Source organism: Bordetella muralis (genome assembly GCF_054781015.1).
The window spans coordinates 626,380-651,690 of record NZ_BAAGVF010000008.1; the positions used below are offsets into that span (position 1 = coordinate 626,380).

Annotated in this window: 24 protein-coding genes; 8 read left to right on the forward strand and 16 right to left on the reverse strand. The window is 56.8% G+C overall.

Annotated features, from left to right (window positions below; translation table 11 throughout):
- Positions 1-73 precede the first annotated feature (73 nt).
- The 3 genes from ACYVIT_RS20635 to ACYVIT_RS20645 form a co-directional block, all read right to left on the reverse strand.
- Positions 74-760 carry a type 1 glutamine amidotransferase domain-containing protein gene (locus tag ACYVIT_RS20635; protein ID WP_415804345.1) on the reverse strand — a complete coding sequence of 229 codons (687 nt, stop codon included), beginning with the start codon at positions 758-760 and terminating at the stop codon, positions 74-76.
- Between the two features lie 88 nt (positions 761-848).
- Complete coding sequence (locus tag ACYVIT_RS20640) at positions 849-1,454, reverse strand: TetR/AcrR family transcriptional regulator (protein WP_415804346.1); 606 nt, start codon at positions 1,452-1,454, stop codon at positions 849-851.
- A gap of 170 nt (positions 1,455-1,624) precedes the next feature.
- On the reverse strand, positions 1,625-2,278 hold the full coding sequence (locus tag ACYVIT_RS20645; protein ID WP_415804824.1) for a glutathione S-transferase: 654 nt from the start codon (positions 2,276-2,278) through the stop codon (positions 1,625-1,627).
- A gap of 200 nt (positions 2,279-2,478) precedes the next feature.
- Here ACYVIT_RS20645 and ACYVIT_RS20650 point away from each other — a divergent pair, with 200 nt between their 5' ends.
- Both ACYVIT_RS20650 and ACYVIT_RS20655 read left to right on the forward strand, forming a co-directional pair.
- Positions 2,479-3,057: a TetR/AcrR family transcriptional regulator gene (locus tag ACYVIT_RS20650; RefSeq protein ID WP_415804347.1), complete on the forward strand. Its 579-nt coding sequence runs from the start codon at positions 2,479-2,481 to the stop codon at positions 3,055-3,057.
- A gap of 336 nt (positions 3,058-3,393) precedes the next feature.
- Positions 3,394-4,353 carry a hypothetical protein gene (locus ACYVIT_RS20655; RefSeq protein WP_415804348.1) on the forward strand — a complete coding sequence of 320 codons (960 nt, stop codon included), beginning with the start codon at positions 3,394-3,396 and terminating at the stop codon, positions 4,351-4,353.
- Positions 4,354-4,420: 67 nt separating this feature from the next.
- On the opposite strand, the gene ACYVIT_RS20660 is transcribed toward ACYVIT_RS20655, so the two are convergent.
- Entirely contained in the window at positions 4,421-4,792 is a 372-nt protein-coding gene (locus ACYVIT_RS20660; protein ID WP_415804349.1) for a SecDF P1 head subdomain-containing protein, read from the reverse strand.
- Positions 4,793-5,149: 357 nt separating this feature from the next.
- Between ACYVIT_RS20660 and ACYVIT_RS20665 the strand changes: the two genes are divergently transcribed.
- From ACYVIT_RS20665 to ACYVIT_RS20680, 4 genes are all read left to right on the forward strand, one after another.
- Complete coding sequence (locus ACYVIT_RS20665) at positions 5,150-6,181, forward strand: TRAP transporter substrate-binding protein (RefSeq protein WP_415804350.1); 1,032 nt, start codon at positions 5,150-5,152, stop codon at positions 6,179-6,181.
- Positions 6,182-6,367: 186 nt separating this feature from the next.
- Entirely contained in the window at positions 6,368-6,931 is a 564-nt protein-coding gene (locus ACYVIT_RS20670; RefSeq protein WP_415804351.1) for a TRAP transporter small permease, read from the forward strand.
- Positions 6,928-8,208: a TRAP transporter large permease gene (locus ACYVIT_RS20675; protein ID WP_415804352.1), complete on the forward strand. Its 1,281-nt coding sequence runs from the start codon at positions 6,928-6,930 to the stop codon at positions 8,206-8,208. The genes ACYVIT_RS20670 and ACYVIT_RS20675 overlap by 4 nt, the downstream gene beginning before the upstream one ends.
- 20 nt (positions 8,209-8,228) lie before the next feature.
- Positions 8,229-8,948 carry a FadR/GntR family transcriptional regulator gene (locus tag ACYVIT_RS20680; RefSeq protein ID WP_415804353.1) on the forward strand — a complete coding sequence of 240 codons (720 nt, stop codon included), beginning with the start codon at positions 8,229-8,231 and terminating at the stop codon, positions 8,946-8,948.
- A 64-nt stretch (positions 8,949-9,012) separates the two neighbouring features.
- Here ACYVIT_RS20680 and ACYVIT_RS20685 read toward each other — a convergent pair whose 3' ends face one another.
- Entirely contained in the window at positions 9,013-9,195 is a 183-nt protein-coding gene (locus tag ACYVIT_RS20685) for a hypothetical protein (RefSeq protein ID WP_415804354.1), read from the reverse strand.
- Positions 9,196-9,271: 76 nt separating this feature from the next.
- Between ACYVIT_RS20685 and ACYVIT_RS20690 the strand changes: the two genes are divergently transcribed.
- The gene (locus ACYVIT_RS20690; protein ID WP_415804355.1) at positions 9,272-10,756 is read left to right on the forward strand and encodes an aminotransferase-like domain-containing protein; all 1,485 of its coding nucleotides are present in this window, start codon (positions 9,272-9,274) and stop codon (positions 10,754-10,756) included.
- A 115-nt stretch (positions 10,757-10,871) separates the two neighbouring features.
- On the opposite strand, the gene ACYVIT_RS20695 is transcribed toward ACYVIT_RS20690, so the two are convergent.
- The 11 genes from ACYVIT_RS20695 to ACYVIT_RS20745 all read right to left on the reverse strand — a co-directional run bounded on the left by ACYVIT_RS20695 (position 10,872) and on the right by ACYVIT_RS20745 (position 24,393).
- On the reverse strand, positions 10,872-12,941 hold the full coding sequence (locus ACYVIT_RS20695) for an ABC transporter permease (RefSeq protein WP_415804356.1): 2,070 nt from the start codon (positions 12,939-12,941) through the stop codon (positions 10,872-10,874).
- Positions 12,942-12,952: 11 nt separating this feature from the next.
- Positions 12,953-13,981: a quaternary amine ABC transporter ATP-binding protein gene (locus ACYVIT_RS20700; RefSeq protein ID WP_415804357.1), complete on the reverse strand. Its 1,029-nt coding sequence runs from the start codon at positions 13,979-13,981 to the stop codon at positions 12,953-12,955.
- A 202-nt stretch (positions 13,982-14,183) separates the two neighbouring features.
- Positions 14,184-15,149 carry an ABC transporter substrate-binding protein gene (locus ACYVIT_RS20705; protein WP_415804358.1) on the reverse strand — a complete coding sequence of 322 codons (966 nt, stop codon included), beginning with the start codon at positions 15,147-15,149 and terminating at the stop codon, positions 14,184-14,186.
- Positions 15,150-15,725: 576 nt separating this feature from the next.
- Positions 15,726-16,640, reverse strand: coding sequence for a DMT family transporter (locus ACYVIT_RS20710; protein ID WP_415804359.1), 915 nt, complete (start codon positions 16,638-16,640; stop codon positions 15,726-15,728).
- A gap of 10 nt (positions 16,641-16,650) precedes the next feature.
- Entirely contained in the window at positions 16,651-17,718 is a 1,068-nt protein-coding gene (locus ACYVIT_RS20715) for an ABC transporter ATP-binding protein (protein WP_415804360.1), read from the reverse strand.
- A complete protein-coding gene (locus ACYVIT_RS20720) occupies positions 17,715-18,695 on the reverse strand; it encodes an ABC transporter ATP-binding protein (RefSeq protein ID WP_415804361.1) in 981 nt (326 codons plus the stop codon). The genes ACYVIT_RS20715 and ACYVIT_RS20720 overlap by 4 nt, the downstream gene beginning before the upstream one ends.
- Before the next feature lie 9 nt (positions 18,696-18,704).
- Complete coding sequence (locus tag ACYVIT_RS20725) at positions 18,705-20,150, reverse strand: amidohydrolase family protein (RefSeq protein ID WP_415804362.1); 1,446 nt, start codon at positions 20,148-20,150, stop codon at positions 18,705-18,707.
- Positions 20,151-20,171: 21 nt separating this feature from the next.
- Entirely contained in the window at positions 20,172-21,764 is a 1,593-nt protein-coding gene (locus ACYVIT_RS20730; RefSeq protein WP_415804363.1) for an ABC transporter substrate-binding protein, read from the reverse strand.
- Between the two features lie 40 nt (positions 21,765-21,804).
- Positions 21,805-22,743 (reverse strand): ABC transporter permease, encoded by a 939-nt coding sequence (locus ACYVIT_RS20735; protein WP_415804364.1) that lies wholly within the window; start codon positions 22,741-22,743, stop codon positions 21,805-21,807.
- 9 nt (positions 22,744-22,752) lie between these two features.
- The gene (locus tag ACYVIT_RS20740) at positions 22,753-23,691 is read right to left on the reverse strand and encodes an ABC transporter permease (protein WP_415804365.1); all 939 of its coding nucleotides are present in this window, start codon (positions 23,689-23,691) and stop codon (positions 22,753-22,755) included.
- Between the two features lie 96 nt (positions 23,692-23,787).
- On the reverse strand, positions 23,788-24,393 hold the full coding sequence (locus tag ACYVIT_RS20745; protein ID WP_415804366.1) for a cupin domain-containing protein: 606 nt from the start codon (positions 24,391-24,393) through the stop codon (positions 23,788-23,790).
- A 264-nt stretch (positions 24,394-24,657) separates the two neighbouring features.
- Between ACYVIT_RS20745 and ACYVIT_RS20750 the strand changes: the two genes are divergently transcribed.
- Positions 24,658-25,305, forward strand: a complete 648-nt coding sequence (locus ACYVIT_RS20750) for a class I SAM-dependent DNA methyltransferase (protein ID WP_415804367.1) — start codon at positions 24,658-24,660, stop codon at positions 25,303-25,305.
- Positions 25,306-25,311: the final 6 nt, after the last annotated feature.

The following is a 25,311-nucleotide window of genomic DNA, read 5'->3' on the forward strand; positions in this document are numbered from 1 at the left end:
GGGCGTCTGCTCCCGACAGCGATCGAGCGCCTTGTCATCGGTCACCGTTTCACGGACGAAGACGACATACGCGTCATTTCGATGCACCGAGTTCTTCGACCAGTCGCTGCGCGGCGGCGGTCGACGAGCCCGGGTTCTGGCCGGTGATCAGCAAGCCGTCTTGCACCACGTAAGAACTCCAATCGGGGCCGCTCGAGTAGATGCCGCCCTTGGCCTTCAGTTCGTCCTCGACGAGGAACGGCACTATCTCGGTAAGACCGACTGCCGCTTCCTCGGTATTGGCGAAACCCGTCACCTTCTTGCCTTCCACCAGCGGGCGGCCCTCGGCAGTTTTCACGTGACGCAGTGCGCCCGGCGCGTGGCAGACCAGTGCAATCGGCTTGTTCGCCGCGATGAAGCGCTCGATCAGGTCGGACGAGTCCTTGCTTTCGGCCAGATCCCAAAGCGGACCATGGCCACCAGGATAGAAAACCGTGTCGAAGTCATCCGCGGACACGTCGGCCAGCCTCACGGTATTCGCCAGTACCTTCTTGGCTTCGGCATCCGCCTCGAAACGGCGGGTCGCGTCGGTCTGGAAATCAGGCTCGTTGCTCTTGGGGTCGAGCGGCGGCTGGCCACCCTTGGGCGAAGCCAGCACGATCTGTGCACCGGCGTCCTTGAAGATGTAGTACGGGGCTGCCAGCTCTTCGAGCCAGAAGCCGGTCTTGCGGCCTGTGTTGCCGAGCTGGTCATGCGAGGTCAGAACCATTAGGACTTTCATTTCATTCTCCAAAGAGAGTTATTAGACCGGTCGTCTCAATAAGAGACGCAAAAATAGCCCCCCTACGGAGGGCAATGCCTCTTCCCAATCAGGAAGGAGGGTGCAGGACCTGGCGAGTGGTCGCCATGGCCATTTCAAAGGGCTGAGGGGTACGGACGATCTTCACCATCACACTGGCACCCAACCATAGCTGGTAGAGGCTTTGGGCGGCGTCATGGGGCGCCCCCTCTATGGACACCGAGCCTTCTGCTACACCAGCTTCGATGGCGCCCGCCAGGCGATCGATGATGCCGGCGGTCCCGCGCTGCAACGTCAGGCGCATGGCCTCAGACAGGTCGGCCACCTCCGCACCCAGCTTCACGGCCAGACACTTGCCTTGGCAGTCGTAGAACAGTTGGGTGTCCTGCCAGTTCTTCCAGTAGTTCATCAGGCGTTGTGCCATGGTCAGGCCCGGCGCGCTCAAGGTGGCATCGAGTTCGGCCCAGTAGTCTTCAAAGTAACTCTCGAGGAGTGCTTCGCCGAAGGCGTCCTTCGAGCCGAAGTAGTGGTAGAACGAGCCCTTCGGAACGCCGGCGGCGACCAGGATCTCGTTGATGCCGACAGCGGAAAAGCCCTTGCCGGCCATGATGCGTTGGCCGTGAGCAAGGATGTTCTCGCGAACGTCGTTGGTTTCGGTGGTGCGTACAGTGTTCATGGGCGTAATGTAGCACCAATTAGACCGGTCGTCTACAACTGACGCAAATTTTCTTGAAACGCTCTGTCTTCAAAAATCAGGCCGAGGTGGCGCCGTCCAAGACATCTCCTCAAACGGGCTTACCGCTCGCCATCGACGCTACGTACTGATCTATCCCGTTGTGAAATGGCTCAACCTGTTGCAGAGGCAGAAAATGCGGGTTGACTCTTTACGCTGGGGCGTTCCTTCATCCGTGCATACCAAGCCAACAGTAACGTGCATTCGGCTGGCACTTGCAGATTGACGATAGAAGCGAAAACCAGTCCACCAATTACAGTGATATCGGCCATCGAGAATGTATCGCCAGCGATATAAGGCTGGTTTCTCAAGACCGAATCGAAGTAATGCATGCCACGAAGAGCCTTATCACGCTGCCTAAACCCCCATTCCGGGTTTTGATACAGCTCGACTTGCGGCCCCAATCCTGGAGTTCCGTGGTGAAAGAAAACGCTAATAGCGTCGAGCAACTCCAGTTCCGCGCGTTTGCTCATCATGTGGATGATGCCTTTCTCACGCGGGGTTCTACCAGTCAACTTGGGCTCGCCGTCAAGCCCATCAAGGTACTCCGTGATAGCCGTGCATTCGGCTATGCAGGTTCCGTCACTAAGTTCAAGCACCGGCAACGTACCCGAGTAGTTCTTGTTCGCGATGAACTCGGGCTTTTTATGCTCGCCCTTGTACAGATCGACCATCTTGAATTGCACTTGAGCTTGCAGGTTCTTTTCAGCCAAGGCGATGCGGACACGCGTAGGGTATGGCCCTCGGGGGAAGTCATAAATTGTCATTGTCGGGAACTTACCAACATTACGGCCTGGTGCAGCAGTATTCATTAAGATTTCCTCATTACGTGTGGCTTAGGGTCAACCGGCGACGAATAGGGCAATGTTCGCCGTCAAATTAGTCTACCTAACGTTAGTTAGGTTTTACTGTATGCGTTACAATTTGCCCTGTCAACACCTATTCTTCTTGTGCGGGAGCCATAAAAGTGAGGAACGAAGCGAACTCAAGCTCTAAGGAGCGAATCCTGGTAGCCGCGACAAAGATTGCTCAGGCTCATGGCTACAGCGGGTTGAACTTCCGAGACCTTGCGGAAAGCGTTGGCATCAAAGCCGCCAGCATCTACCACCACTTCACTAACAAGGCTGATCTTGGCGCGGCGGTTGCACGACGCTATTGGCAGAATTCAGCGGCCACGCTAGAAACATTGCTGGCCGAATCCCCGGATGCAAAGCACAGTTTGCATCGGTACCCTGAAACGTTTCGCAAAGCGCTGGAAAGTGCTAATCGCATCTGCTTATGCAGCTTCATGGCAGCCGAAAGTGACGACTTGCCCGAGGCGGTGATGAAAGAAGTCCGAACCTTCACTGACGTAAATGTCATGTGGTTAAGCAAAGTGCTTTTGGCGGCGAATGCGACAATGAGCACCGAAGAAAGCGAACTACGAGCACGTGCCATCTTTGCTGCCATCGCCGGCGCCCAACTCATCGCTAGGAGCCGTTCGGATATTTCCGTTTATGACGCATTGATCGAAAACTATCGCGCAGCGGGTCTATTGCCGGCTTAACCAATATCTGGACAACCAACGGGCCCTTGCTCCTGAGGCAAAGCAGCAGACGGAACAAGCACGATCCCACGCGGATGCAAATCGGCGATCCGCTCAGCGTCCAATCCCACATTGAAAATATCGATTCGTCGATCAAATCAGCAGTTTCGTCGAATAAATCGCTCAGCGATCAGCCTCTCATGCTAGGCTCTGCGCCATTCATGCCGTCACGAAGCAGCCGATCGGATCGCTCTGCGTATCGATCGATCGCATTGCTCATTACGTCCGTAGCGGTGACAAACAGAACGACATATCTTGAACTGACTTTTCAACGAAGACAGAAGAGGAGATCGTAAAGTGTTGTCATACAACCAAGCCGTTAAACAGGACGGACGTACCTCATCGCTTTCACCAGGTCGCAATCGTCTGGTCCTGGCGCTCTGCGCACTCGCCGTTGGCGTTCTAGTCGCTGGTTTCTGGAATTATCATTGGGTAGACGGATTTGGCCGGGAGATCATCGCGGGCCAAACAATCGGAGACACGGAACGCCTGTCCGATTCTTATAGTGAACGGGGAGCGGGTTTCGGTTTTGTCTTTGCAATCGTTGCGGGCTTGGCTGCGACCTTCACTGCGTGCAATTGCGTAGTATTCGCTATGCTTCCCGGCCTCGCTTGCGCGACGGAAAAGGTCGGATCACCTCGACGACTCGCCATCAAAGCAATTGGCATTTTTTCGCTTTTCGTCCTGCTGGTTTGCTTCATTTACGGAATGTATGTCGGCTCGCTCGGACCTGATCGCGTGGACGCCTTCAATACTCGAGAAACCCGCCTGTTTCAGGCACAGGTGACATTCACACTGCTCGGCGTCATCCTGCTCCTATGGGGTGCGATTTCGTTTGGATTCCTCGATGGCATGCTCCGCCGCTTGCCACCAAAAATGCTGCGCGTCACAGCCTCGCCGCTGGCCAAGGCCTGCTTCATGGGAATCCTCGTCGGGCTGTTCGCCATTGGACGGCCCTTTCCGGTGTTCAGGCATTTTCTCGCCTATGCCGCCGCCTCAGAAAGCCCGCTGTATGGAGGCGCAGTGATGGCCTTGCAAGGGGTCGGGCAGATTCTGGTGATGGTCCTGCTGTTCCTGGCGCTGATCGTACCGTTTTCCAAGCGCCTGACGAACTGGTCGGCGCGGCACCCCGGCAGATTGGAACAATTCAGCTCGGCGATGTTAGTTGCCGGCGGGGCCTACTTCGTCTTCTATTGGGGCATCGCCTTCGCCTATAACGCCGGCAATTGGGGCTTCAAGCTGAACTGGTACAGCTAGTTTGCAAACATCGCCGTCCGATCACACGGCCCAGCACCAGCACATCATTGCGGCGATGAGGCAAAGTCTACTTGCCGTCGGAAACATCGATCGTGCTACCCGTGCTGAGCCGTTTCACCATCTCCTGAGCGGACATTCCACCAAAGCCGGTCGCTCCGGGAGACAAGCGTAACGCTCCGCCCTCGATTGGACTCATTACTGTCGGCGACGCCAAGATCACATCGTCGGCACGAATATGAATCATCTTGCCGACACGGTCACGCGTAAACGCCGCCAGATTGCGTTGGCCGTCCGACGTCAGCTTCACGTCGACGAAGTCCTGATTCGTCACATCATCATGTCCAACAGCAGCGCTCTGTACGGGTATCCGTACTGTCTCTGCATGGGCCGCAACACTGCACATCAACGCAAAGCCCGCTATTAATCCGATCACTCGCATAAGTACACCCCGTGTTTCAAGTCTGTGGCGATGCCGTTCTCGCAACGACGACATCTCTCATGGGAATTCCCAGTGATTAGCCTAGTTTCTGACCACTCTCCTCAAGTCGATTGAACAGGGATAACCCCAATTTTTAAAACATCACACGAATACGTATTATGACTTCCTCAAAAAAATAGCGATATCTGGAGACAGAGCAATCAGCGTGAATTGTCTACGCTCAGGCTAGCCCAATCGCCCTATCAATACCTCACCGCCTCTCCACTCTACGAAGTTCTGGACGCGGATGGGGTGATGGTGGTCGGTCCTTACTTGCAGCACTTTCGTTAAAAAAGCAGCCCCATCAGGAGACTACCAATGAAGAATCTGAACCGAAGCGGCTGGGCCGCACGCCTGACATTTACTGCCATTGCAGCTTGCTTTGCTGCTGGCGCCATGGCCGCCGAATACAAGGAACGAACGCTGAAGCTGGGTCATGTGATCGCCGACGACCACCCTGCCGCATTGGGTGCAAAACGCTGGGCGGAACTGTTGACCCAGAAAAGCGACGGCAAAATCAAAGTTCGAATCTACGGCAACGGCGCCATCGGCGGCGACACGCAAATGACCTCCGCCCTGCAAGGCGGCGTTCAGGAACTGGGCATCATCACCTCGTCGCCCATGGCCAGCGTAGTGCGTGAAGTCGGCCTAATTGATCTGCCGTTCACCTTCAATTCTGCCGCCGAGGTTGATGCCGTGCTGGCTGGGAAAGTCGGTGACGCCATCGCCAGCAAGATGAACGATAAAGGCCTGGTGATTCTGGGATGGATGGAAAATGGTTTTCGCAGTGTCACCAATAGCCGTGCCCCCATCACCAAATTCGAGGACATGCAGGGCCTGAAGATCCGCGTACTGCAGAACCCCGTCTACATCGAAACCTTTAACGCGCTGGGTGCCAACGCCGTGCCCATGCCTTTCCCTGAGGTCTATACCGCCCTGGAATCGCGCGCGGTAGATGGCCAGGAAAACCCGTTGGGGACGATCAATACGTCTAAGTTCAACGAGGTGCAGAAGTACCTGAGTGTCACGCGACACACCTACACCCCCTACGTGGCGGTCGTCAGCAAACGAGTGTGGGACCGACTCAGTCCGGATGAACAAACACTGCTGCGAGAAACCGCTGCTGAGGCATCAGCCTACCAGCGTCAGATCTCACGCGAAAGCGAAGCCAAGTTCCTGGCGGAGCTCAAAGAACGCGGCATGGAGGTCAACGAACTCTCACCGGAAGAAGCCCAGCGCATGCGTGAAAAGCTCAAGCCGGTCATCGACAAATTCTCGAAAGAACTCGGCGGTGAGCTCGGTGCAGAAATGTTCGCTGAAATTGCCGCCGTACGTGGCAAGTCCAATTAATTGCCGAGTATGACTATGCAGATCGCCATCACGGATGGCGGGCCTTTCTGGAGACGGCGATCTGTTGGGCCATGACCGTACGGTGAATCTGGCAAGACTACCTCTCGATCTTCCACGCCCATATGGCAGGGACCACTGTCCCGCCATCAGGCAACGTCGCTCTAGCTACGGCTAAGGAAAATATTCATGAAGAAGTTGATAGATGGGTACTTTCGGCTATTGGGTTTGCTAATGGTCCTCTGCCTGGTCACCATGGTGATCCTCGTGTTTGGCAACGTCGTGCTGCGTTATGGCTTTAATTCTGGCATCACTAGCTCCGAGGAGGTCTCCCGCTGGCTGTTTGTATGGCTGGTTTTTCTCGGCTCTATTGTCGCGCTGCGCCACCGTCAACATCTGGGCGTCGAGGTTGTCGTGCGACGCCTGCCGGTTTTTGGTCAGAAGCTATGTCTGATCGCCAGTCAACTATTGATGTTGGCAACCCTATGGTTGTTCTTATCCGGCAGTTGGGAGCAGACCGTCATCAATCTGAACGTCGAGGCTCCCGCCACAGGGTGGTCCATGTCTATCGTCTACATGGTGGGCATCGTCTTTAGCGTGTCAGCCGGCGCCATGGTGTTGTGGGATCTGTACCGAGTGCTCTCGGGGCGCATCAAAGATGAGGAGCTCATCATGGTGACCGAGTCCGAAGAAAAAACGGAGCTTGACGCGCTCAAGCGCGAATTGGCAGCCGCTGAAGGGAAACAACCATGACTGTGTTGGTTTTTGTCGGATCCCTATTGGGCGCAATGGCCCTGGGGATGCCCATTGCATTTTCGCTGCTGGTTTCCTCTGTCGCCTTGATGTGGCATCTGGACATCTTCGATGCGCAGATCATCGCGCAAAACTTTATCGCTGGAGCCGACAACTTTCCCCTGCTCGCTATCCCATTCTTCATGCTCGCAGGCGAGATCATGAACGTGGGCGGCCTGTCCCGCCGGATTGTCGATTTTGCCTTGGCCGGCGTAGGCCATATCAAAGGCGGACTTGGTTATGTGACGATCGTCGCGGCTTGCATCTTGTCGGCCCTTTCCGGTTCGGCGGTCGCCGATGCGGCAGCACTGTCGGCCCTGCTGGTGCCCATGATGATCAAGGCAGGCCACTCCTCGCACCGTGCGGCGGGCTTGGTTGCGTCCTCAAGCGTCATCGGGCCCGTCATTCCCCCCAGCATCGGCTTTGTGATTTTTGGCGTCGCGGCCAATGTATCTATTACCAAACTATTCTTGGCAGGGATCATGCCCGGCATCTACATAGGTGCCGCGCTGTGGATCACCTGGTGGATTTGTGTACGCAAAGACAACCTCGCCACACCGCCACGCAAAAGCAGCAAAGACCTGATTCGCGCCGCGTTGGACGCAAGCTGGGCTCTGATGTTGCCCGTGATAATCATTGTCGGCTTGCGTCTCGGGGTCTTCACCCCTACCGAGGCGGCGGTGGTGGCGGCCGTCTATGCGCTGTTCGTTTCCACGGTCATCTATCGCGAATTAAAACTTGCTCAGTTGTACGCGGTGTTCATGACTGCCTCGCGGACCACGGCAGTGGTCATGCTGCTCGTCGCGGCGGCGTCGATTGCAGGTTGGCTGGTGACTGTGGCCGACCTGCCTGGCGCGATCACCGATATGATGCAGCCTTTCATGGACAATCCCACGCTGCTGCTATTTGCAATCATGCTGCTGGTTATTGTCGTCGGTACCGCCATGGACATGACTCCGACCATCTTGATTCTCACGCCGGTGCTGATGCCGATCGTACGAGAGGCAGGTATCGATCCCGTATACTTCGGCGTGCTATTTGTGATTAACATGTCCATCAGCTTAATCACACCGCCTGTCGGTACCGTACTCAGCGTCGTGGCAGGCGTGACAAGACAACGCGTTGACCAGGTAATGCGAGGCGTCTGGCCCTTCTTAATCGCCGAATTGATCGTGCTGGTCTTGCTCGTGCTATTTCCCATACTGATCATGGGGCCGGCGCGCTGGTTTAGCGGTTGATACTACTGAGGAGACAAGGTATGGCCGTGCGCACGACACGATCCGCAAACAAGCAATCCGGAGGCACGCTTGCCGATCGCGTAACGACGGCCCTGATGGACCAGGTGCGTGGCGGCGTCTACCCAGCGCAGACGCGGCTGCCCACCGAGCCGCAGCTGGCCGATCAGTTTGGCGTCAGCCGCACGGTGATCCGTGAGGCAATATCTCGTCTGAAATCCGAGGGCCTCGTGGAAACGCGACAAGGCAGCGGCACGATAGTGTTGGCACGCCAGATAAACACCTTTCGCATTGATGCGTTAGGTGGGCAGTTGGAAGTCAGAGCGGTACAAGAGGTTCGGTCCGGACTGGAAAGCGAGATGGCTGCTCTCGCCGCTGCCCGCCGCACCGAGGCTCAGAACGAAAAAATCCAGCGCGCACTGCGCCGCATCGATGATGCTGTAGCCGATGGCGAGGACGGCGTAGCCGAGGACATGGCGTTTCATCGGGCCATCGCCGAAGCCGCCAGCAACCCGCTGATGACATCGCTTCTCGAATTCATTGGTCGAGCGTGGCACGATGTCATCAAGATCACCCGCAGCAACGAAGCCCGTCGAGAGGACTTCTTTCGCCAGGTCGAGTCGGAACACGCCGCCATCGCACAAGCCATCGCCCGGCGCGACGTCGAAGGTGCTCGGCAGGCCGCCCTGCGACATATGCACGCCTCGATCGAACGGATCATGGCTGCAGAGCAAGATCACTAACCGATTTTGGCGTGATCGTGGCGCCGCTGCGCCGAGTTGCTCCCAATTTAAGGCCCAATGGGGCCTACTGAATCTTGGAAGATTCTTTCTCTCTCTCCTTCTCTTTCGCTTTCTCTATCTTCTCTCCGTCGTAATGCGACTTAATGCCGAAGTACATGGCCACGACTAACACGAGCAACTTGAACGAACCGAAGACTATAGGGACCCACTGCATCTTTTTCTCAAAATGCTGCTTCAGCAGCTTCATTTACTACCTGCTGGCAAGCTCGCTGAGCACCATACCCATACAAGCATCAAACTCCAACGCCTAAAATCCATACAATTTGCCAGATTTTTTGTATTATATGGCTTTTTCGTACCAGACAAAATTGCCAAAAATCCATACATCCTCGGACGACTTGTCTTCCACGCGTCGCCTTAAGAAAGTAAACCTGTCTTGGGTGCGACCGCTTACGGCAGGTTTGGGCTCTCGGTACCAGCAAATCGCCACGCAAATCGTCACCGCGGTGGACGACGGCGTTCTCAGGCCAGGCGATCGCCTGCCCCCCCAGCGCGAACTCGCCCAGGCATTGGGAGTCGACCTCACGACCGTCACCCGTGCCTACACGGAAGTTCGCCAGAAGGGACTTTTGGAGGCTCACGGCGCAGGTGGAACCTATGTGGCCTATTCCGATTCGGGAGCAAAAGGGACAATTGATCTGGGAATGAATATCCCTCCCTTGCTCAACAGCGCAGAGTTCGCGCACATGCTCGCGCAAGGCAGTGGCACTACCCCCGCAACAGCGAGCCCGATGGATCTGATGAGCTATCACGTGGGCGCAGGCGCGAATCGGCATCGTGCCGCAGGGGCAAAATGGCTGCAGCCGATGATTGGCAACACGGACATCGAGCGGGTCGTGGTTTGCTCTGGCGCCCAAACCGCTATCGCGGCACTGCTACTGGCCAAGAGCCAGTCTGGGGACGCCATTGCTTGCGATGAGTTGACTTACCCGGGCTTCCTGGCCGCTACCCGCTTGCTCCAGCGCTCGGCCGTAGGGGTGAAATCCGATGAACACGGAATGGATCCTATCGATCTCGAGCGAGTGTGCGAACAACATCGTCCCGCGGCGTTGTACTTGAATCCGACGATTCAAAATCCAACTGCGCTGACGCTCTCGGTCGAGCGACGAGCAGAGCTTTTACGCGTTGCCGAGAAATATGCGTTGCCAGTCATTGAAGACGATCCTTACTGGTTGTTGACCGAGCGCCCGCCGAGCACGATGTTTTCATTGTCCGCCAACACATCCTCGGTCCCGGTTTATTACGTCTCGACGCTATCTAAATGCATAGCACCGGGCCTGAGAACCGCTTACTTGGTTGTCCCTTCGGGGGAACCGTTAAGTCCAATTCTTGACGCCCTGCGTTCGCTGGCTCTGATGCCGACCCCTTGGATGGCTGAAATGGCGTCGACATGGATAGAGTCGGGAGTTGCCGTTCAATGGCTGGCACGGATCAAGAGTGAGATGCAGCACCGGCAAACCATCGCAGCATCAATCCTGCCGGGGAATATTCAGGCCGACCCGCATGGTCTTCACCTCTGGCTCCAGTTGCCGCGCCATATCGACCCCTACCGGCTCACACAAACAGCGCTACAACAAGGCTTGGGTGTCACGGATTCGGAGGCATTTGCCACGGGGTCTTTCAGCCCGGCAGCGCTTCGTGTGTCATTGGGTGGCGCTATTGATCGAACCCGCCTGACACATGGCCTGACGCGATTGGCGGAGTTACTCCAAGGAGATATGGGCAGGCGGGTTTCCAATGTTGTGTGATTGGCCTATGCCCTCTTTCACAGAGAGCCGGTGATCAGGGACCACATCGCCGCCGTCACATTGCCGTACTGACGAGTCGCCTCAAGAACCCGAGGCGACTGCGTACGATGACGGGTCAAGCCACGACCAGGCCCAATTCAACTTTCTTGCGTTTGACCCAGGCGCCGATCAAACGGTCTGCCGCTATTCCCATAAAGGCAATACACAGACCCGCCACTAGCGCCTTGCCTATTTCATTACCGGAACGTGCGGCATTGATCTGCGCCCCCAGGTCCTGAGTGCCGATCAATGCGGTAATCGCCACCATGAACAACGCCATGAAAATCACCTGATTTACGCCCAGCATGATTTCAGGCAACGCGATCGGCAACTCCACCTTCATAAAGCGCTGCACCCGTGTCGTACCTTGTTGTGTCGCGGCCTCCATAATGGGAGCGGGTACGCTACGCAAACCCAACATGGTGTAACGCACCATCGGCACCACGGCAAACAGCAACACGGCAATGATGGCAGACAGATCGCTGACCTTGAACAGCATCACGACGGGGATCAGGTAGATAAACGACGGAAAGGTCTGCAAAAAATCACACACGCCCGCCGCAAAGCGGGACCAGTTGGCAGTACGCGATGCCAGCAGACCCAGCACGAAGCCCACAATGATGCACACGGCAGCAGCCGTGCCGATCATATACAGCGTGGTCATGGCTTCGGTCCACAGACCCGTACCGGCAGGGAACCAGATCAATAGTCCGGCGACAAGCGACACCGACCAACCGCCCAAGCGATAGCCGACCAAGGCCACGAGTGCGACAAAGGTCACCCAAGGGATCGCCTGAAAAAATGTGCGAATCGGGATCAACACCTCGAGCAGCATGAAATTGCGAAACGCCTGGACCGAGTCATACAGATTCAAGTTTATCCAGTCGATGCCTGCATTCCAGTAGGCAGCCGACGTAATCGTGTGCTCAGCGCGCAGCTGCGCCAGGTCTGGCACCACGCGAGCCAGCAAGACACTGGCCACCAAGAATACCAGCCCCATCACCAAATGGGGATGACGCTGCCGCCAACTGAGGCCAGGATCCACATAGACCGGCGCCTTCAAGGCGTAGGCCCGGCTCAGACGGTCCAAGACCACTGCGATCACGACGATTGCCAGGCCTTGTTCCAAGGCCTGGCCCAGACGCAACGACTGCAGCGACGTCAACAGTTCGCTGCCCAGACCCGCGGCGCCAATCAATGCCGCCAGCACGATCATGGCGAGGGTTTGCATGACGCCTTGATTCAAGCCTGTCAGCAACAGCGACCGCGCGGCCGGTATCTGCACTCGCCACAACAGCTGCCAGCGCGTGCAGCCCATCATGCGTCCAGCCTCGAGCACACCGCTACTGACCGTTTCCAGACCGAGCGCCACACAGCGCGCGACCGGCGGCACTGCGAACAACGCCGTCGCAATCATGGCAGACACGTTGCCGACGCCATACAGCACCACGATGGGCACCAGATACGCAAAGGGCGGCATGCTCTGCAGGATATCGAATAAAGGCGTCACCAGGCTCCGGAAGCGCGGGCTCTTGCTCATGAATATTCCCAACACCAGACCGATGAGGAACACCATGGGCACCGTGATGATCACGAGCGCAAACGTCTGCATGGATGGCTGCCAGACGCCGAACAGCGCCAGGTACGTGAACGCCGCCGCAGCCAGCAGTGCCGTGCGCCATCCGCCGAGCCAGTGGCCCAATATCGTGGCGAGACCCGTCACCGTGATCCAGGGCAAGGCAGGCACACTGCCGGCAAAGCCATTGAAGAACAGCGATTCGCTGACGCTCAACGGATAAGACAACCAGGAAGCAAACCCGCGCGTCACATTGCGTGCGGTGAATTCAAACGTTGTTCCTTCGAAGAAACGCGCACCGTATACGACCCACTCAAAGAACGCGTCGATCCAGTCTTTCAGCGGCAACATCCAATCGGAGGGGTATTTCGCGACCCAACTCACCCGCCCTGCAGCCACTTGTCCCAACAAGATGATCGCCAGAGCGGCGATCCAGAAAAACATGCCGCGATGCCAGGATGCCTGTGGCCGACGATCTGACGGCGGCGCGACGGCAGCACTGCGCGTGGTCGCAGGTGCCCCCGATCGGGGCGAGTCGAGCACCTGCGCCACGTCGTTTTTCGAAAGCATGGCAGCCTGACTCATTGGAACAGCGCTCCTGCCACTTGTTCGCGGCTGACTTGTCCGACCAGCGTTCCCGACGCGTCGACGACGGGCAAGGCCCGCTCGGAAGCGATGACGCGCTTGGCGATTTTCTCCAATACATCGGTCGTCCGAATCACATCCTGATCCGAGGCGACCGTGATATGGGCCGGGTCAGTTGGTGTCATGATCCGCTGCGTCGTAATGAGTTTTGCCCGCGGCGCATGTTGCACAAATTGTTTGACGTAATCGTTGGCCGGCGTCAGCAGCAGCTCTTCGGCCGTTCCGATCTGCGCCAGACGTCCGTCCTTCATGATCGCAATACGGTCGCCCAAGCGCACGGCCTCATCGAAGTCATGCGTCACGAACACGATGGATTTATGCAGCTTGGATTGCAGCTTGATGAATTCGTCCTGCATCTCGCGGCGGATCAGCGGATCCAGCGCGGAGAATGGCTCATCCAAAAACCACACGTCGCACTCGCCGATCAAGCTGCGAGCGATGCCTACACGCTGTTGCTGCCCGCCTGATAGCTGCCGGGGGAAATAGTGCTCGCGCCCCTCCAGGCCAACCGTGGCAATCAACTCCTGCGCCTTGGCCAGCCGCGTCGATTCAGGAACGTTCTGTATTTCCAGCGGAAATGCGACGTTCTCCAGCACGGTGCGGTGCGGCAGCAAGCCGAAGTTCTGAAACACCATACCCATTTTGCGTCGACGGATATCTGTCAAGCTGGCGCGAGAGGCTTGCAACAGGTCGACACCATCAAACAGTACTCGCCCCGCATGCGGCTTTATCAGCCGCGTCAAACAGCGGATCAGCGTCGATTTGCCCGAGCCGCTCAGGCCCATGATGATGAGGATCTCGCCCTTGTTGACATCAAAACTGACATCACGGACGGCGGCGACCAACCCTGCCGCGGCGAGCTGCTCGTCGGTGGGCTGATACTGGTGTTTTTCCAGAAAACCCGTGGCGCGCTTGCCAAACAAGTGCCATAGGTTTTGGCATGAAATTTTTACCGAGTCACTCATAACTATTCCTGTCGAATAGCGCGCAGCACTGCGCGGTCACTTTCCGACAAGATCAGCGGTATGGCGATATCAAGGCTGATTCAGCGCAAAAATAGATAGTGTCGGAAAGTACTAGACGGATCTGAGATGACGCACATCATCGTGCGAATACCCATAGGACAGTGCGCGCGGCCACGTCGATGTGTCGCGCGCACTCGGGGGATTACTTAGCGCAATCCGGCATCCAGGCTGCGATCTCTTGTGGGTGTTGCTCGATCCATGCGGTGGCGGCGGCATCGTGCGTCAGACCTTTGACGTCCGCGAGTGCCGCTGCTTGATCAATCATCGGGCCGGTAAAGTCGATGTTCTTGATCAACTGATAACCGCAGGCCCATTTTTTCTCAAAACCGGACCACGCCCCTTTCTTCAGGTAGCCGCCCTTGGGTGAGCCGCAATCGTAGGTTTTATCGGGGTTGACACCCCATTTCGGGTCTTCGACGCAAGCGGCTTCGTGCTCGGGAAACTCGACGAATTTACCGGCGAATTCTGCGCCCACCCAGTTCGGAGCCCAGTTGAACAACACGATCGGCTCTTTGCGTGCATAGGCCGACTTGAGTTCGCCGAACAACGCTGCGGCGGAGCCGGCATTGACCACCGTGAAGTTCAAGTCCAACGCCTCGATTTTTTCTTTGTCGTGCTTGATCCAGTCTACCGGACCCGCCAGATAGCGGCCCTTGGGAGCCGTCTCGGGCACGGCAAATTTCTCTGCGCATGCATTCAATGCTTTCCAGTCTGGCAAACCGGGGCAGATTTCTTCCATGTATTCCGGATACCACCAGTCCTCGCGCGTTGTCGCGGTGTGACTGCCCAAGTCGACCATGCGTCCAGCTTTGACTTCCTTCATGAAGCTGTTGTGCATGGTCCCTTCCCAGATCTCCATCTGCAAATCCAGATCGCCCAAGCCCATTGCCGCATATTGCCCTTGGCTATCGGCCGGCACCACTTTGGTTTCGTAGCCTAGCTTTTCAAGCAATTGTTGAGCGACACGAGCGAGCACTTTTTGGCTCGACCAGTTATTGTCCGCGATTTTGATCGGGTCGCTTGATTCCGGGGTGAATGCCTGTACAGGGGCACCGATCACAACGGCGAGCACCAACATGCCAGCGCTGAATTTTTTAGTGATGGACAACGGGATATTTCCTCCATGTGTGAAAGGACGACGAATCACCCTTTCGAGGTTTTGATGCGTGCATCGGCAATGCCCATGGCAATGCCAATGCATTCATCAGAATGACTACTACCTCTATCGCGCTGCGAGACCTTCTGGCCAGCAAAACCAAGCGCTGTTCGTCGGCGCGCGCCAATAGAAGAGGCGTTGGCAAACACGTTGCCAACACAGTAGAACCACACGGTTCAGAATGCCGGATGTACTTCAGACAAATCGAGTCGGATTACGCATTCCAGCGTTACCCAGGCATAGTCGCGCGACGAAAGCGATCTCGCAACTGTGCGCCAGGCACGTAGATAATCTTGAACAGCAAGGGCGCCGCGTACACGGCATTTGGCCGGCTTTTTGAGCCGTTTTATTGATAAACAACATGCGCATGATACCCGCATCGAGCTTTCTTGTCTTGTTTAATTGCTCGATCTTGCCGATGTGCCTGGAGATAAAGGCTAACGTCGCCGCAAATTGAGAGGCCTCGCGAGCCGTGAGAATCCAGATATATCCTCACGGCTCGCACCATTCAAAAATCCCATGCCCACGCTATTGGCTGCTCCGCCTCAAACGCCATTCGTAATACGTGAGATAAAGACCGCTGCCAATCACAATGGCGCTTCCCAGAAAGGTGATGGGCAGCGGCACTTCACCCCAGATCAAATAGCCGAGCGCAACGGCCATGACGATTCGAACATAGCTGACGGCGCCGCATAACGACGGAGGCGCCATCCGAAAGGCTTGCGTCTGCTGATATTGGCCAATGGCGCCGGATATACCGGCGCCACCCATCAATGCCCAACCATACCAATCGGGTTGCCGCCATCCGAGCGGCAGCCACAGTGCGCCCACGACCGTAGCCAATAATGTGAAATAGAACACGATAGCCAAGGGATGTTCGCTACCGCTTGATCGGCGAATCATGACCATGCCCACTGCATATAAAAAGGCACTCAATAGTGCGATGGCGACTCCCAGGCTCAACGCCCCCTGGCCTGGCGGCGTAATCAAGACAATACCGGCAAACCCCAGCAGTACAGCGCTCCAACGGTTCATGCCCACGCGCTCACCCAACATCGGTGCCGACAATGCGGTGATCATCAAGGGGCCAACAAATGAATAAAAAGTCGCATCAGAAAAGGGCAGCAGATGATAAGCCCAGAACGAGGTCACCATAGACCCTACCACCAAGGCGGACAGGTAGAACATAGTGCTCGGTCGGCCGCAGCGCAGCGTGGATAACCCACCCTGCCATCGCAGCACGCAAAACGCAGGAATGAGCGCAAAGGCACTGCGCAAGAACAGCACTTGGCCAAACGGATAGGCTTCAATGGCCAATTTGACGAACGCGTTCATCAGCATGAACGCACCCATGGCCACCAACATGCTGATAATGCCCCGACTCAGTTGCACGTCAACAGGACGGGCCTGGGCAATAGGCGCGGAAAGGCGCGGCGTCGACATGTTGAAAGGACTAGGCAGCCGCCCGCCTACTCGCATATATCGCCTGGCGCATCAACAACCCCGGCGTGGGGTGTTGCGTGTGCCGGGCAGCCTCGTACACCGGCGTATCTTCCGCAAAATGGCAGGCCGCTTGATGGCCCGTGGACATCTCGCGCAGTGTGGGCGTTTCGGCCTTGCAGCGATCTTGTGCCATGGGACAACGCGTATGAAACCGACAGCCCGAGGGCGGGTTGATCGCGCTGGGAATATCGCCAGCCACCGGGGCAACGTTATGACGTGCGGCGGGATTCGGGTCGGGTGCCGCAGCCAGTAACGCCTGTGTATACGGGTGACGAGGATTGCGATAAATGTCCTGCTTGCTGCCTATTTCAACCAGTTGTCCGAGATACATCACGCCGACACGATCTGCAATGTGGCGGACCACGGCCAAGCCATGCGAAATAAACAGATAGGAAAAATCGAATCGATGCTGCAGGTCTTTGAGCAGATTGACGATCTGCGCCTGAATGGACACGTCCAACGCGGATACGGGTTCGTCACACACGATCAGTTTGGGCGACAAAGCGAGGGCGCGTGCAATACCGACACGTTGACGTTGCCCTCCGGAAAATTGGTGGGGATATCGCTCTGCGTGATAGGGCGCCAGGTCCACCAGACGCAGCAATTCCTCTACTCGACGCTTGCGCGATACGGCATCGCCCACCCGGTGCACATTGAGCGGCTCAGACAAAATCTCACCCACCGTCATTCTGGGATTTAAACTCGCGTAGGGATCTTGAAAAACAATCTGCATGCTTTTGCGCAAGGGATTCATCTCGGCGCGTGTACAACGGGTAATGTCCTGCCCCTCGAAGAACACCTGCCCTGCGGTGGCTTCAATTAGCCGCATGGCCAGCCTCGCCGTGGTCGACTTACCGCAACCTGTTTCCCCGACAATCGCCAGCGTTTCGCCACGCATCAACGTCATGCTGACATTGTCCACTGCTTGAACGGCACCAACCTGCCTGCGCAGCACCATGCCGTCATATACGGGATAGCGCTTGGACACACTTCTGAGTTCCAGCAAAGGCGTCGTCATACGTGTTGCTCCAAGGGCATATTCCAACAGGATGCACGGTGCGAATCACCCAACGACTCGAGCACCGGAGGGTCGTGGCGACACTGATCGGTAGCGAATAGGCAGCGCGGGTTATATCGGCACCCGGCGGGATAATTGAACGGCGGCGGCACCGTGCCGGAGATGGTCAGCAGCCTCTCCACATCCACATCCATCCGCGGCAGCGACGCCATGAGCCCCAGGGTATACGGGTGCTGAGAATCCTCGAAAATCGCAGCCGCAGATCCCGACTCGACGACCTTGCCCGCATACATGACCGCCACGTCGTCTGCACACTGTGCCACCACCCCAAGATCATGCGTGATCAGAATAATGGCCATGCCGGTGTCCTGCTGCAGGTCGCGCAACAGACTAAGGATCTGCGCTTGAATGGTCACATCCAGCGCCGTTGTGGGCTCATCGGCAATCAGCACAGTAGGCTTGCAAGCCAGCGCCATTGCAATCATCACGCGCTGGCGCATGCCGCCGGACAGCTGATGCGGATACTCGCTAAAACGTCGCTCTGGTGCGGAGATGCGCACCTTGCGAAGCGACTCTATAGCCATCGTCTTGAGCTCGCTCGCCGGCAAATGGTGGTGCGCCCGTACGGCTTCCATAATCTGAAAGCCCACCGTATGCACCGGATTCAAGCTCGTCATGGGCTCTTGAAAAACCATCGCAATACGATTGCCACGTATGCTGCGCATCTGCCGTTCAGACTGTGTGCGCAGATCCACGCCTTCCAATAACACCTGCCCTTCGCGTACCCGTCCTGGCGGCGGAACCAAGCCCATGATGGACAGCGAGAGCATGCTTTTACCCGAGCCGCTTTCGCCCACGATACCCAAGGTGCGTCCTGCCTCCAGCGTCAAGCTGACCCCATCAACCGCACGCACCTGTCCCAAACGGGTATCGAAAGCCGTAACCAGATTCCGTAATTCCAGAACGGGTGTAGCCATATCGGCCTCCTAGTTGAGGGGGAATGTCAGCGGCGCAACGTCGGCGATAGAGCGGTTGGCCACCAAGTCCAGCCCAGGGAATTTCTCGATCGCGCGCTGTTGTGCTTCCTGGACCCCGGCCGCCGCTGCCGCACGATCGATCGTGAGCACCTCTCCCTTCTCGACCACCTTTGTGCCGTCGACGTACACCGTATCAATGGCACGCTCTCCGGCGGCATAGATCAGACTGCGCACGGGATCACGATACGGGCTCATCATGGGATGCTTGAGGTCGACCAGCACAACATCCGCTTTCGCGCCCACCGCCAGACGCCCGATATCGTCACGTCCCAACGCCGTCGCCCCGCCTGTCGTGGCCGCGTTGAAAATTTCCGTCGTGGTCGTGGTGCGTGGATCATCCGCCATCAATCGCGCCAGATACGCAACATGGCGCATCTCGTCAGTCATATTGTGGGGATAAGAATCGGTACCAATGCCCATATTGACCCCGGCCCTGCGATAACGGCCGAAGTCACGTAAAGCCATGCCTCTGCGCATGAAAATGGTCGGGCAATGCGCAACGGTCGAGCCGGTGTCGGCCAGGATAGAGAGGTCCGTTTTAGTGTGCCAGGCCGCCCGAGGATGATCGTCCAGGAAAATTCCGTGACCGACGATGCTGCGCGGCTTCAGTACCCCTAGAGAATGCAGCCACTGCACGGGCGTAACACCATGCCGACGTGTCATCTCATGAAATTCGGGCACGGATTGCGCCGCATGAATTTGCCACGATAGATTGCGGCGCTCGGCTTCCTGCCGGCTCGCCTTGATCAGCTCAGGCGTGCAGGTGTCGACCTGTGCGGGCGTGACCATCCCGAACAGCCGTCCGCTCGAATGCGCGCAGGCTTTATCGACCAATTGCAAGGCAGCCTCCATGCTACGCTCCCCTGCCTTTTCGTCCCAGTCGTACTCCACCAGATGTCCATTTCGGGTGTACCACTTTGCCGATTTGAACAGCGGCGCGATACAGCCCCGAATTCCACTGGCCGCCATGACATCGATCCATGTTTCGTGCGTGCCGGACATATCGACCAGCGTGGTGACTCCGCTAAGCAATAGCTCCCCGAGCGCTTGATTCAGGCAATGCGGAGCAGCTTCTGCATCACCGCGCATCAACGGCATCACTTCGTAGAGTCCGGAGTTGTATAGCCCGGGCGATCCCACTTCGTCTGTGTACCCCTTGTTCAGCGGCTCGCTAGCAGGATGGGAGTGAATGTTGATGAGCCCTGGCATCACCATCTTTCCCCGGCCATCGACCTCTTCCACCTGCTCGCCGATTTTGGCAACGTAGCCCGGTCCCACATGCACAATAACGTTGCCATCGAACGCCACATCAGCGTCGTTCAGATAGACGTGCTGAGCTGCAGCCGCATCCCAACCGACGACGAACTCTGCATTTTTTATAACGGTAATAGTCATGATAGGTTGCCTATTTCCTTTTCAGTTTTTGACTCGAATGTCCAAACCCTTGTAGAGCGCTGCGCCGTACAGACCGTGGGGCTTGATCCCCTCTACCCGATCATTCGATACGTTCCACAACTGCACATTGACCAATGGCGCCCACACCGCCTGTTCCGACAAACGCTTTTGCAGCGCCTTCGTAGCAGCCACTCGGGACTCGTCCGTGGTCGCGGCTGACGCCTGCGCCGCGAGTTCGTCCGTCTCTTTATCGTTCCAATTCATTCTGTTGGGGGTAGGCATCTGCGCGCTGCGGAAATAGAAATTGGCCCACTCGCTGACTGTGATGTACGGCAGGTTCATAATGAACGCATCAAACTCCTGCGTCGCCAGCTTGCCCCATACCGCCGTGTTGTCCCAGAGCTGAATCCGCATATCGATTCCGACCTTACGCAGGTTGGCCTGGATCGTTTCGGCCAGACGTGACGTCACATCATTGCGGCTTCCATATACCAGAAAAGATGCGCGCACGCCGTTCTTTTCTCGGATACCGTCGGCACCCGGTTTCCAGCCAGCTTCGTCCAGCATGGCCATGGCGGCCGCAGGATCGTAGGAAGGCAACAGGCCTTCTGAACCGGGGTCGTAATCTACGGCGTTCGGATTAGCCATCGTTCGCCTCGGATCGGCATACCCGAAATAGATCGCCTTCACAATCGTGTCCCGATCGATAGCGGCGTTAATTGCCCGGCGAACAGCCAGATCCTGCATCACCGGTTTGTTGACACGAAACCCCAGAAAATAATCATCAATGGCGGCGGTCTGATGGGACAACTGCATCCCCGGTACGCGCTTCATACTCTCTAAAGCGAAAGTCGGTACGTTCTGACTGGTGTCACCCTGGCGTGACTGAATCGCAGCCATCAGCGTGTTGGATTCCGGCACCACCTTCCAAATGATCTGGTCGACCTGAGGCGATGGGTTTTTATAGATGGAAGGCCCCCAGTTGTAATAGGGATTCTTGGTCAACACCAGTTGCTGGCGCGGTGTCCAACTCTGCCAACAATAGGGACCCGTGCCGTTAAAGCCTTGCGTACCGAAATTGGGCCCCAATTTCTCCACCGCGTTTTTGTCAACGATCGACGTGAACGGTAGTGCAAGCTGATACAAGGTATCGCTGAAAGGCGCGGACAGGATGTAGTCAATGGTATGGTCATCGACGACCACGACATCCTTGATCGGCCCGACCTTGTTTCTGATCGGTGACTTATTGGCGGGGTCGGCAAGACGTTTCAAACTGTAGGCAACGTCTTCGGCCTTCATTGGCCGACCATCGCAATATTTGACGTCCTGACGCAAGGTAAACCGATACCTCAAGCCGTCGTCGGAGATTTCCCATTTTTCGGCCAATCCGGGTTTCACGGTTTTCAGGTCGTAATCCATACTGACCAAGGTATCGCCCAGCATGAACATCACCTCGCCCATTCGGGTGGAAGTGGTGCGAATCGGGTCGTAGGTGTCTGCGTCCGCTACCCGTAACACAGTCAAGACCGAGGGCTGCTGCGCCATCGCGGGAAGCGCAGCGCCGGCCACCATCATGGTGCTCAATACAATAGATAAACGACTCGAACAATGCATTGCCAAACCCCTTGGTCTATAGTTCCTGGATAGAAGAAAACTAGCTGCGCAGCTTTGGATCGAGTACATCGCGCAGCGCGTCACCCAGCGTGTTAAAGGCGAGCACAACGATAAAAATGAGCAGACTGGGCAACACAGAGACATGCGGCGCAAAAAACAAAAAAGTCCGCCCTTCGGAAGCCATCGAGCCCAGCTCCGCACTCGGCGGCTGAGCGCCTAAGCCAATAAAAGAAAGCGCAGCGCCAAGCAAAATGACCTGGCCGAAGCGCAGCGTGACAAACACCATGATCGAGGACATACAGTTGGGCAACAGGTGATGCCGCCAAAGGTGGAGATCGCTCACACCCAGGGCTCTCGCACTTTCTATATATTCCTGCTGCAAGACGGTCAATGCCGCGCCACGTACAACGCGTGCCATCAAAGGCACGGAAGAGATGGACAAGGCCACCACAACTGCCCACAACCCAGGCTCCAGAATCGCGGCGATTGCAAGGCCGAACAGAATCGTTGGAAACGACAACAGAATATCCATCAAGCGCATCAACAGCCCGGAGACCGGCGGATAGTAAGCCGCTGTTAATCCAATCACCGCACCGGTGGTACAGCCCACGATCACGGCTGTCACGGCCATGAGCATGGTCGTCTGCAAGCCATAGACCAGGCGGGAAACCATGTCGCGACCTTGCGAATCCGTGCCTAGCCAACCCACTTCACCAGGCGGCTTGAGCGCATTGGCCATGTCACCGCTCCATGGCCCTTGAGGCGCGATCAAGGGCGCGAACACGGCCACGACAAAAATCAAGACAACCACTGTTAAAGAAATCGCGCCAGCGGGATCTCGCACCAGCAACCTGAATGTCGAGGGCGCGGCTGCAATGACCGGATCGACAGCATTGGTGACGGGCTGTGCATTACCACCAGGTGCGACGGAACTGACCGCAACGGCATCGCGCTTTACGAGTTTGAGGAAAGGGTTCATCTCGTCTCCTCAAGTACGCAGGCGCGGGTCGAGTGCGGTGTACAAAATATCGACCGTCAGATTGATGAAAATAAAACCTAGGGCCAGAATAATGATCGTGCCCTGAGCCATTGGAAAATCGCTGGAGAGAATCGCGCCTACGGCTAACCTGCCCACGCCCGGCCAACTGAAGATTGTCTCGGTGACAACCGCTCCGCCCAGCAAAAATCCGATCTGCAAGCCAAGCAAGGTCACCACTGGAATCAGAGCATTGCGCAGAGCGTGGCGCATCATCACGACATGGCCTGCCAAACCCTTGGCCCGCGCGGTGCGGACATGATCTGCGCCAAGCACATCAATCACCGCCGTTCGCGTCATGCGCGCGACCGGTCCGACGAATACCCCACCCAATGTCAACGCCGGAAGAATGATTGCCCTCACCCCCTCAAGCGTCCACAGTGGCCCGGCGCGCCCGGTAAACGGCAGCCACTGCAATTTGAAACCCACGCCCCACACCAACAAGAGGCCGACAAAGAAAACCGGCACGGATACGCCCGCGGTAGAGAATGCCATCACGAAACGATCGAACAATGTGCGTTGATAACGCGCGCCTAATGTGCCCAGCAAAATACCCAGGGGAATGGCCCATATCAGCGAGGCAAACATCAGCTCCAGCGTAGGCCCGATCGTATTGGTCAGCTCGTTGATGACAGGCACGTTATTGATGAGTGATACACCGAAATTACCCTGCAGGAGCTGCCAGACATAAATCGCAAATTGCACATACAGCGGCTTGTCCAAGCCCATTTCAATGCGAATGGCTTCGATCACGTCTTGTGTCGCATTAGGTCCCGCGCGCACGATCGCCGCATCTCCTGGACCGGCCTGCATCAACAAGAAGCCAATCAGCAAGACACCGAACATCACTGGGATGGCGAGTAAAAGGCGTAGCAATGTTTGCCTCAGCATAGATTTCCCATGAATGTGTGATCGATCAAATATGCGACTAGCCGCCACGTCTGCTCTGAATGTGTGATGCCCGTGTGACGGGCATCGACGCTCAGGTCAATACGTTGGCGGGGTAATAGCCCAGACCACCTCAGTGGGTATCAGGCCGGGGTTGCAGTAACGATGCGGTTCACTACTCAGGAACGAAAAGCTATCGCCTGGGTTCAATACGAAATGCTTACCTTGCACCCACAGTTCCAGAGTGCCGCGAATGACGACGCCGGCTTCCTCGCCGCGATGACTGTACGCCTCACCGCTGTCCGAACCTGGGTCTAGAACGCAAACCAGCAACTCGAGCTGGCCGGAAAGATTGGGAGAAAGAAGATAGTCCGCTATGCCGGATGCAAAGGACAGCCGCCTGCGGCATTCAGCTCGCACGACGATGCCGTCATCGGAGGGGTCTTCTGGCTTGCCTTCGGGGAAAAACCAACTGATCTGTACGCCGAGCGCCCGAGCAATTTCTTGCATTGCGCCGATGGTGGGCTTTGCCAAGCCACGTTCCAGTTGGCTGAGATAGCCAATCGACTTTCCGCACCGCTGCGCCAGCATTTGCAGCGAATAAGCTCTTGCTTTGCGCAGATTCTTGACTTCGTTGCCCAGCCACGCTGACGAGTCAGCATGGCTGTCCTGCTCTGGCTGTAGCGGGGCTGCGATCGGTACCACGGGTTGCTCCGTAAAGAGACCTGCACCACCTGGAAAACGGATCTGATTTTCACAATTCTGAAATTTTTGGCGGATTTTTTATATAAGGACTAACCCCAAAACGGAAAATAACTACTGTGGCCGCGTGAATATCGGTGTGTTTGTAAAGAAAACGATGCTTTTTTTCACGTTACATCAGGCGGGTATAGCAGCTTGGCATCCGGTCCCGCCTAGCCAGTCGTGCAACAATTGCCTCAGGCTCCCTTTCTACCGCGAGGCCCCCGCATGCCCCTGAGCGCCGAAGACCTGAACCTAATCTCACAACAGACGCTGCGCCATTACGAAGATCGCGCCGAAGAATTCCGCGCCGGTACGCTCGATCATGACGTCAGCCAAAACATCGCCGCACTGCTGGACAATATCCAGGGACCGCCACCGTATCGCATCCTGGATTTCGGTTGTGGCCCGGGACGGGACCTCCGCGTCTTCGCGGCGCGCGGCCATCATGCCATCGGGCTGGAAGGCGCAAGCCGGTTCGCAGAGATGGCGCGCGAGGCTTCAGGCTGCGAAGTATGGCATCAAGACTTTCTAGCGCTCAATCTGCCGACTGCCTCCTTCGACGGCATCTACGCCAATGCATCGCTGTTTCATGTGCCCAGCCAGGAGCTACCGCGCGTGCTCGCCGATCTACGTGCCGCGCTGAAAACGGGCGGCGTCCTGTTTGCTTCTAATCCCCGCGGCGCCAATGAGGAAGGCTGGAATCGCGGCCGCTACGGCGCATATCACGATATCGACAGGTGGCGCCGCTATATGGAAAACGCCGGCTTCACTGAAATCACGCACTACTACCGTCCCGCCGGTTTGCCCAGGGACCAACAACCATGGTTGGCCAGCGTGTGGCGCGCCACGCTTTCGGCCGAGAACGCGCCGTAAAGATCT

Excerpts from the sequence above, each read along its gene's own strand:
- ACYVIT_RS20635 (WP_415804345.1), bottom strand. The coding sequence starts at position 760 with ATGAAAGTCCTAATGGTTCTGACCTCGCATGACCAGCTCGGCAACACA.
- ACYVIT_RS20640 (WP_415804346.1), bottom strand. The coding sequence starts at position 1,454 with ATGAACACTGTACGCACCACCGAAACCAACGACGTTCGCGAGAACATC.
- ACYVIT_RS20645 (WP_415804824.1), bottom strand. The coding sequence starts at position 2,278 with ATGACAATTTATGACTTCCCCCGAGGGCCATACCCTACGCGTGTCCGC.
- ACYVIT_RS20660 (WP_415804349.1), bottom strand. The coding sequence starts at position 4,792 with ATGCGAGTGATCGGATTAATAGCGGGCTTTGCGTTGATGTGCAGTGTT.
- ACYVIT_RS20665 (WP_415804350.1), top strand. The coding sequence starts at position 5,150 with ATGAAGAATCTGAACCGAAGCGGCTGGGCCGCACGCCTGACATTTACT.
- ACYVIT_RS20670 (WP_415804351.1), top strand. The coding sequence starts at position 6,368 with ATGAAGAAGTTGATAGATGGGTACTTTCGGCTATTGGGTTTGCTAATG.
- ACYVIT_RS20675 (WP_415804352.1), top strand. The coding sequence starts at position 6,928 with ATGACTGTGTTGGTTTTTGTCGGATCCCTATTGGGCGCAATGGCCCTG.
- ACYVIT_RS20680 (WP_415804353.1), top strand. The coding sequence starts at position 8,229 with ATGGCCGTGCGCACGACACGATCCGCAAACAAGCAATCCGGAGGCACG.
- ACYVIT_RS20685 (WP_415804354.1), bottom strand. The coding sequence starts at position 9,195 with ATGAAGCTGCTGAAGCAGCATTTTGAGAAAAAGATGCAGTGGGTCCCT.
- ACYVIT_RS20695 (WP_415804356.1), bottom strand. The coding sequence starts at position 12,941 with ATGCTTTCGAAAAACGACGTGGCGCAGGTGCTCGACTCGCCCCGATCG.
- ACYVIT_RS20700 (WP_415804357.1), bottom strand. The coding sequence starts at position 13,981 with ATGAGTGACTCGGTAAAAATTTCATGCCAAAACCTATGGCACTTGTTT.
- ACYVIT_RS20710 (WP_415804359.1), bottom strand. The coding sequence starts at position 16,640 with ATGTCGACGCCGCGCCTTTCCGCGCCTATTGCCCAGGCCCGTCCTGTT.
- ACYVIT_RS20715 (WP_415804360.1), bottom strand. The coding sequence starts at position 17,718 with ATGACGACGCCTTTGCTGGAACTCAGAAGTGTGTCCAAGCGCTATCCC.
- ACYVIT_RS20720 (WP_415804361.1), bottom strand. The coding sequence starts at position 18,695 with ATGGCTACACCCGTTCTGGAATTACGGAATCTGGTTACGGCTTTCGAT.
- ACYVIT_RS20725 (WP_415804362.1), bottom strand. The coding sequence starts at position 20,150 with ATGACTATTACCGTTATAAAAAATGCAGAGTTCGTCGTCGGTTGGGAT.
- ACYVIT_RS20730 (WP_415804363.1), bottom strand. The coding sequence starts at position 21,764 with ATGCATTGTTCGAGTCGTTTATCTATTGTATTGAGCACCATGATGGTG.
- ACYVIT_RS20735 (WP_415804364.1), bottom strand. The coding sequence starts at position 22,743 with ATGAACCCTTTCCTCAAACTCGTAAAGCGCGATGCCGTTGCGGTCAGT.
- ACYVIT_RS20740 (WP_415804365.1), bottom strand. The coding sequence starts at position 23,691 with ATGCTGAGGCAAACATTGCTACGCCTTTTACTCGCCATCCCAGTGATG.
- ACYVIT_RS20750 (WP_415804367.1), top strand. The coding sequence starts at position 24,658 with ATGCCCCTGAGCGCCGAAGACCTGAACCTAATCTCACAACAGACGCTG.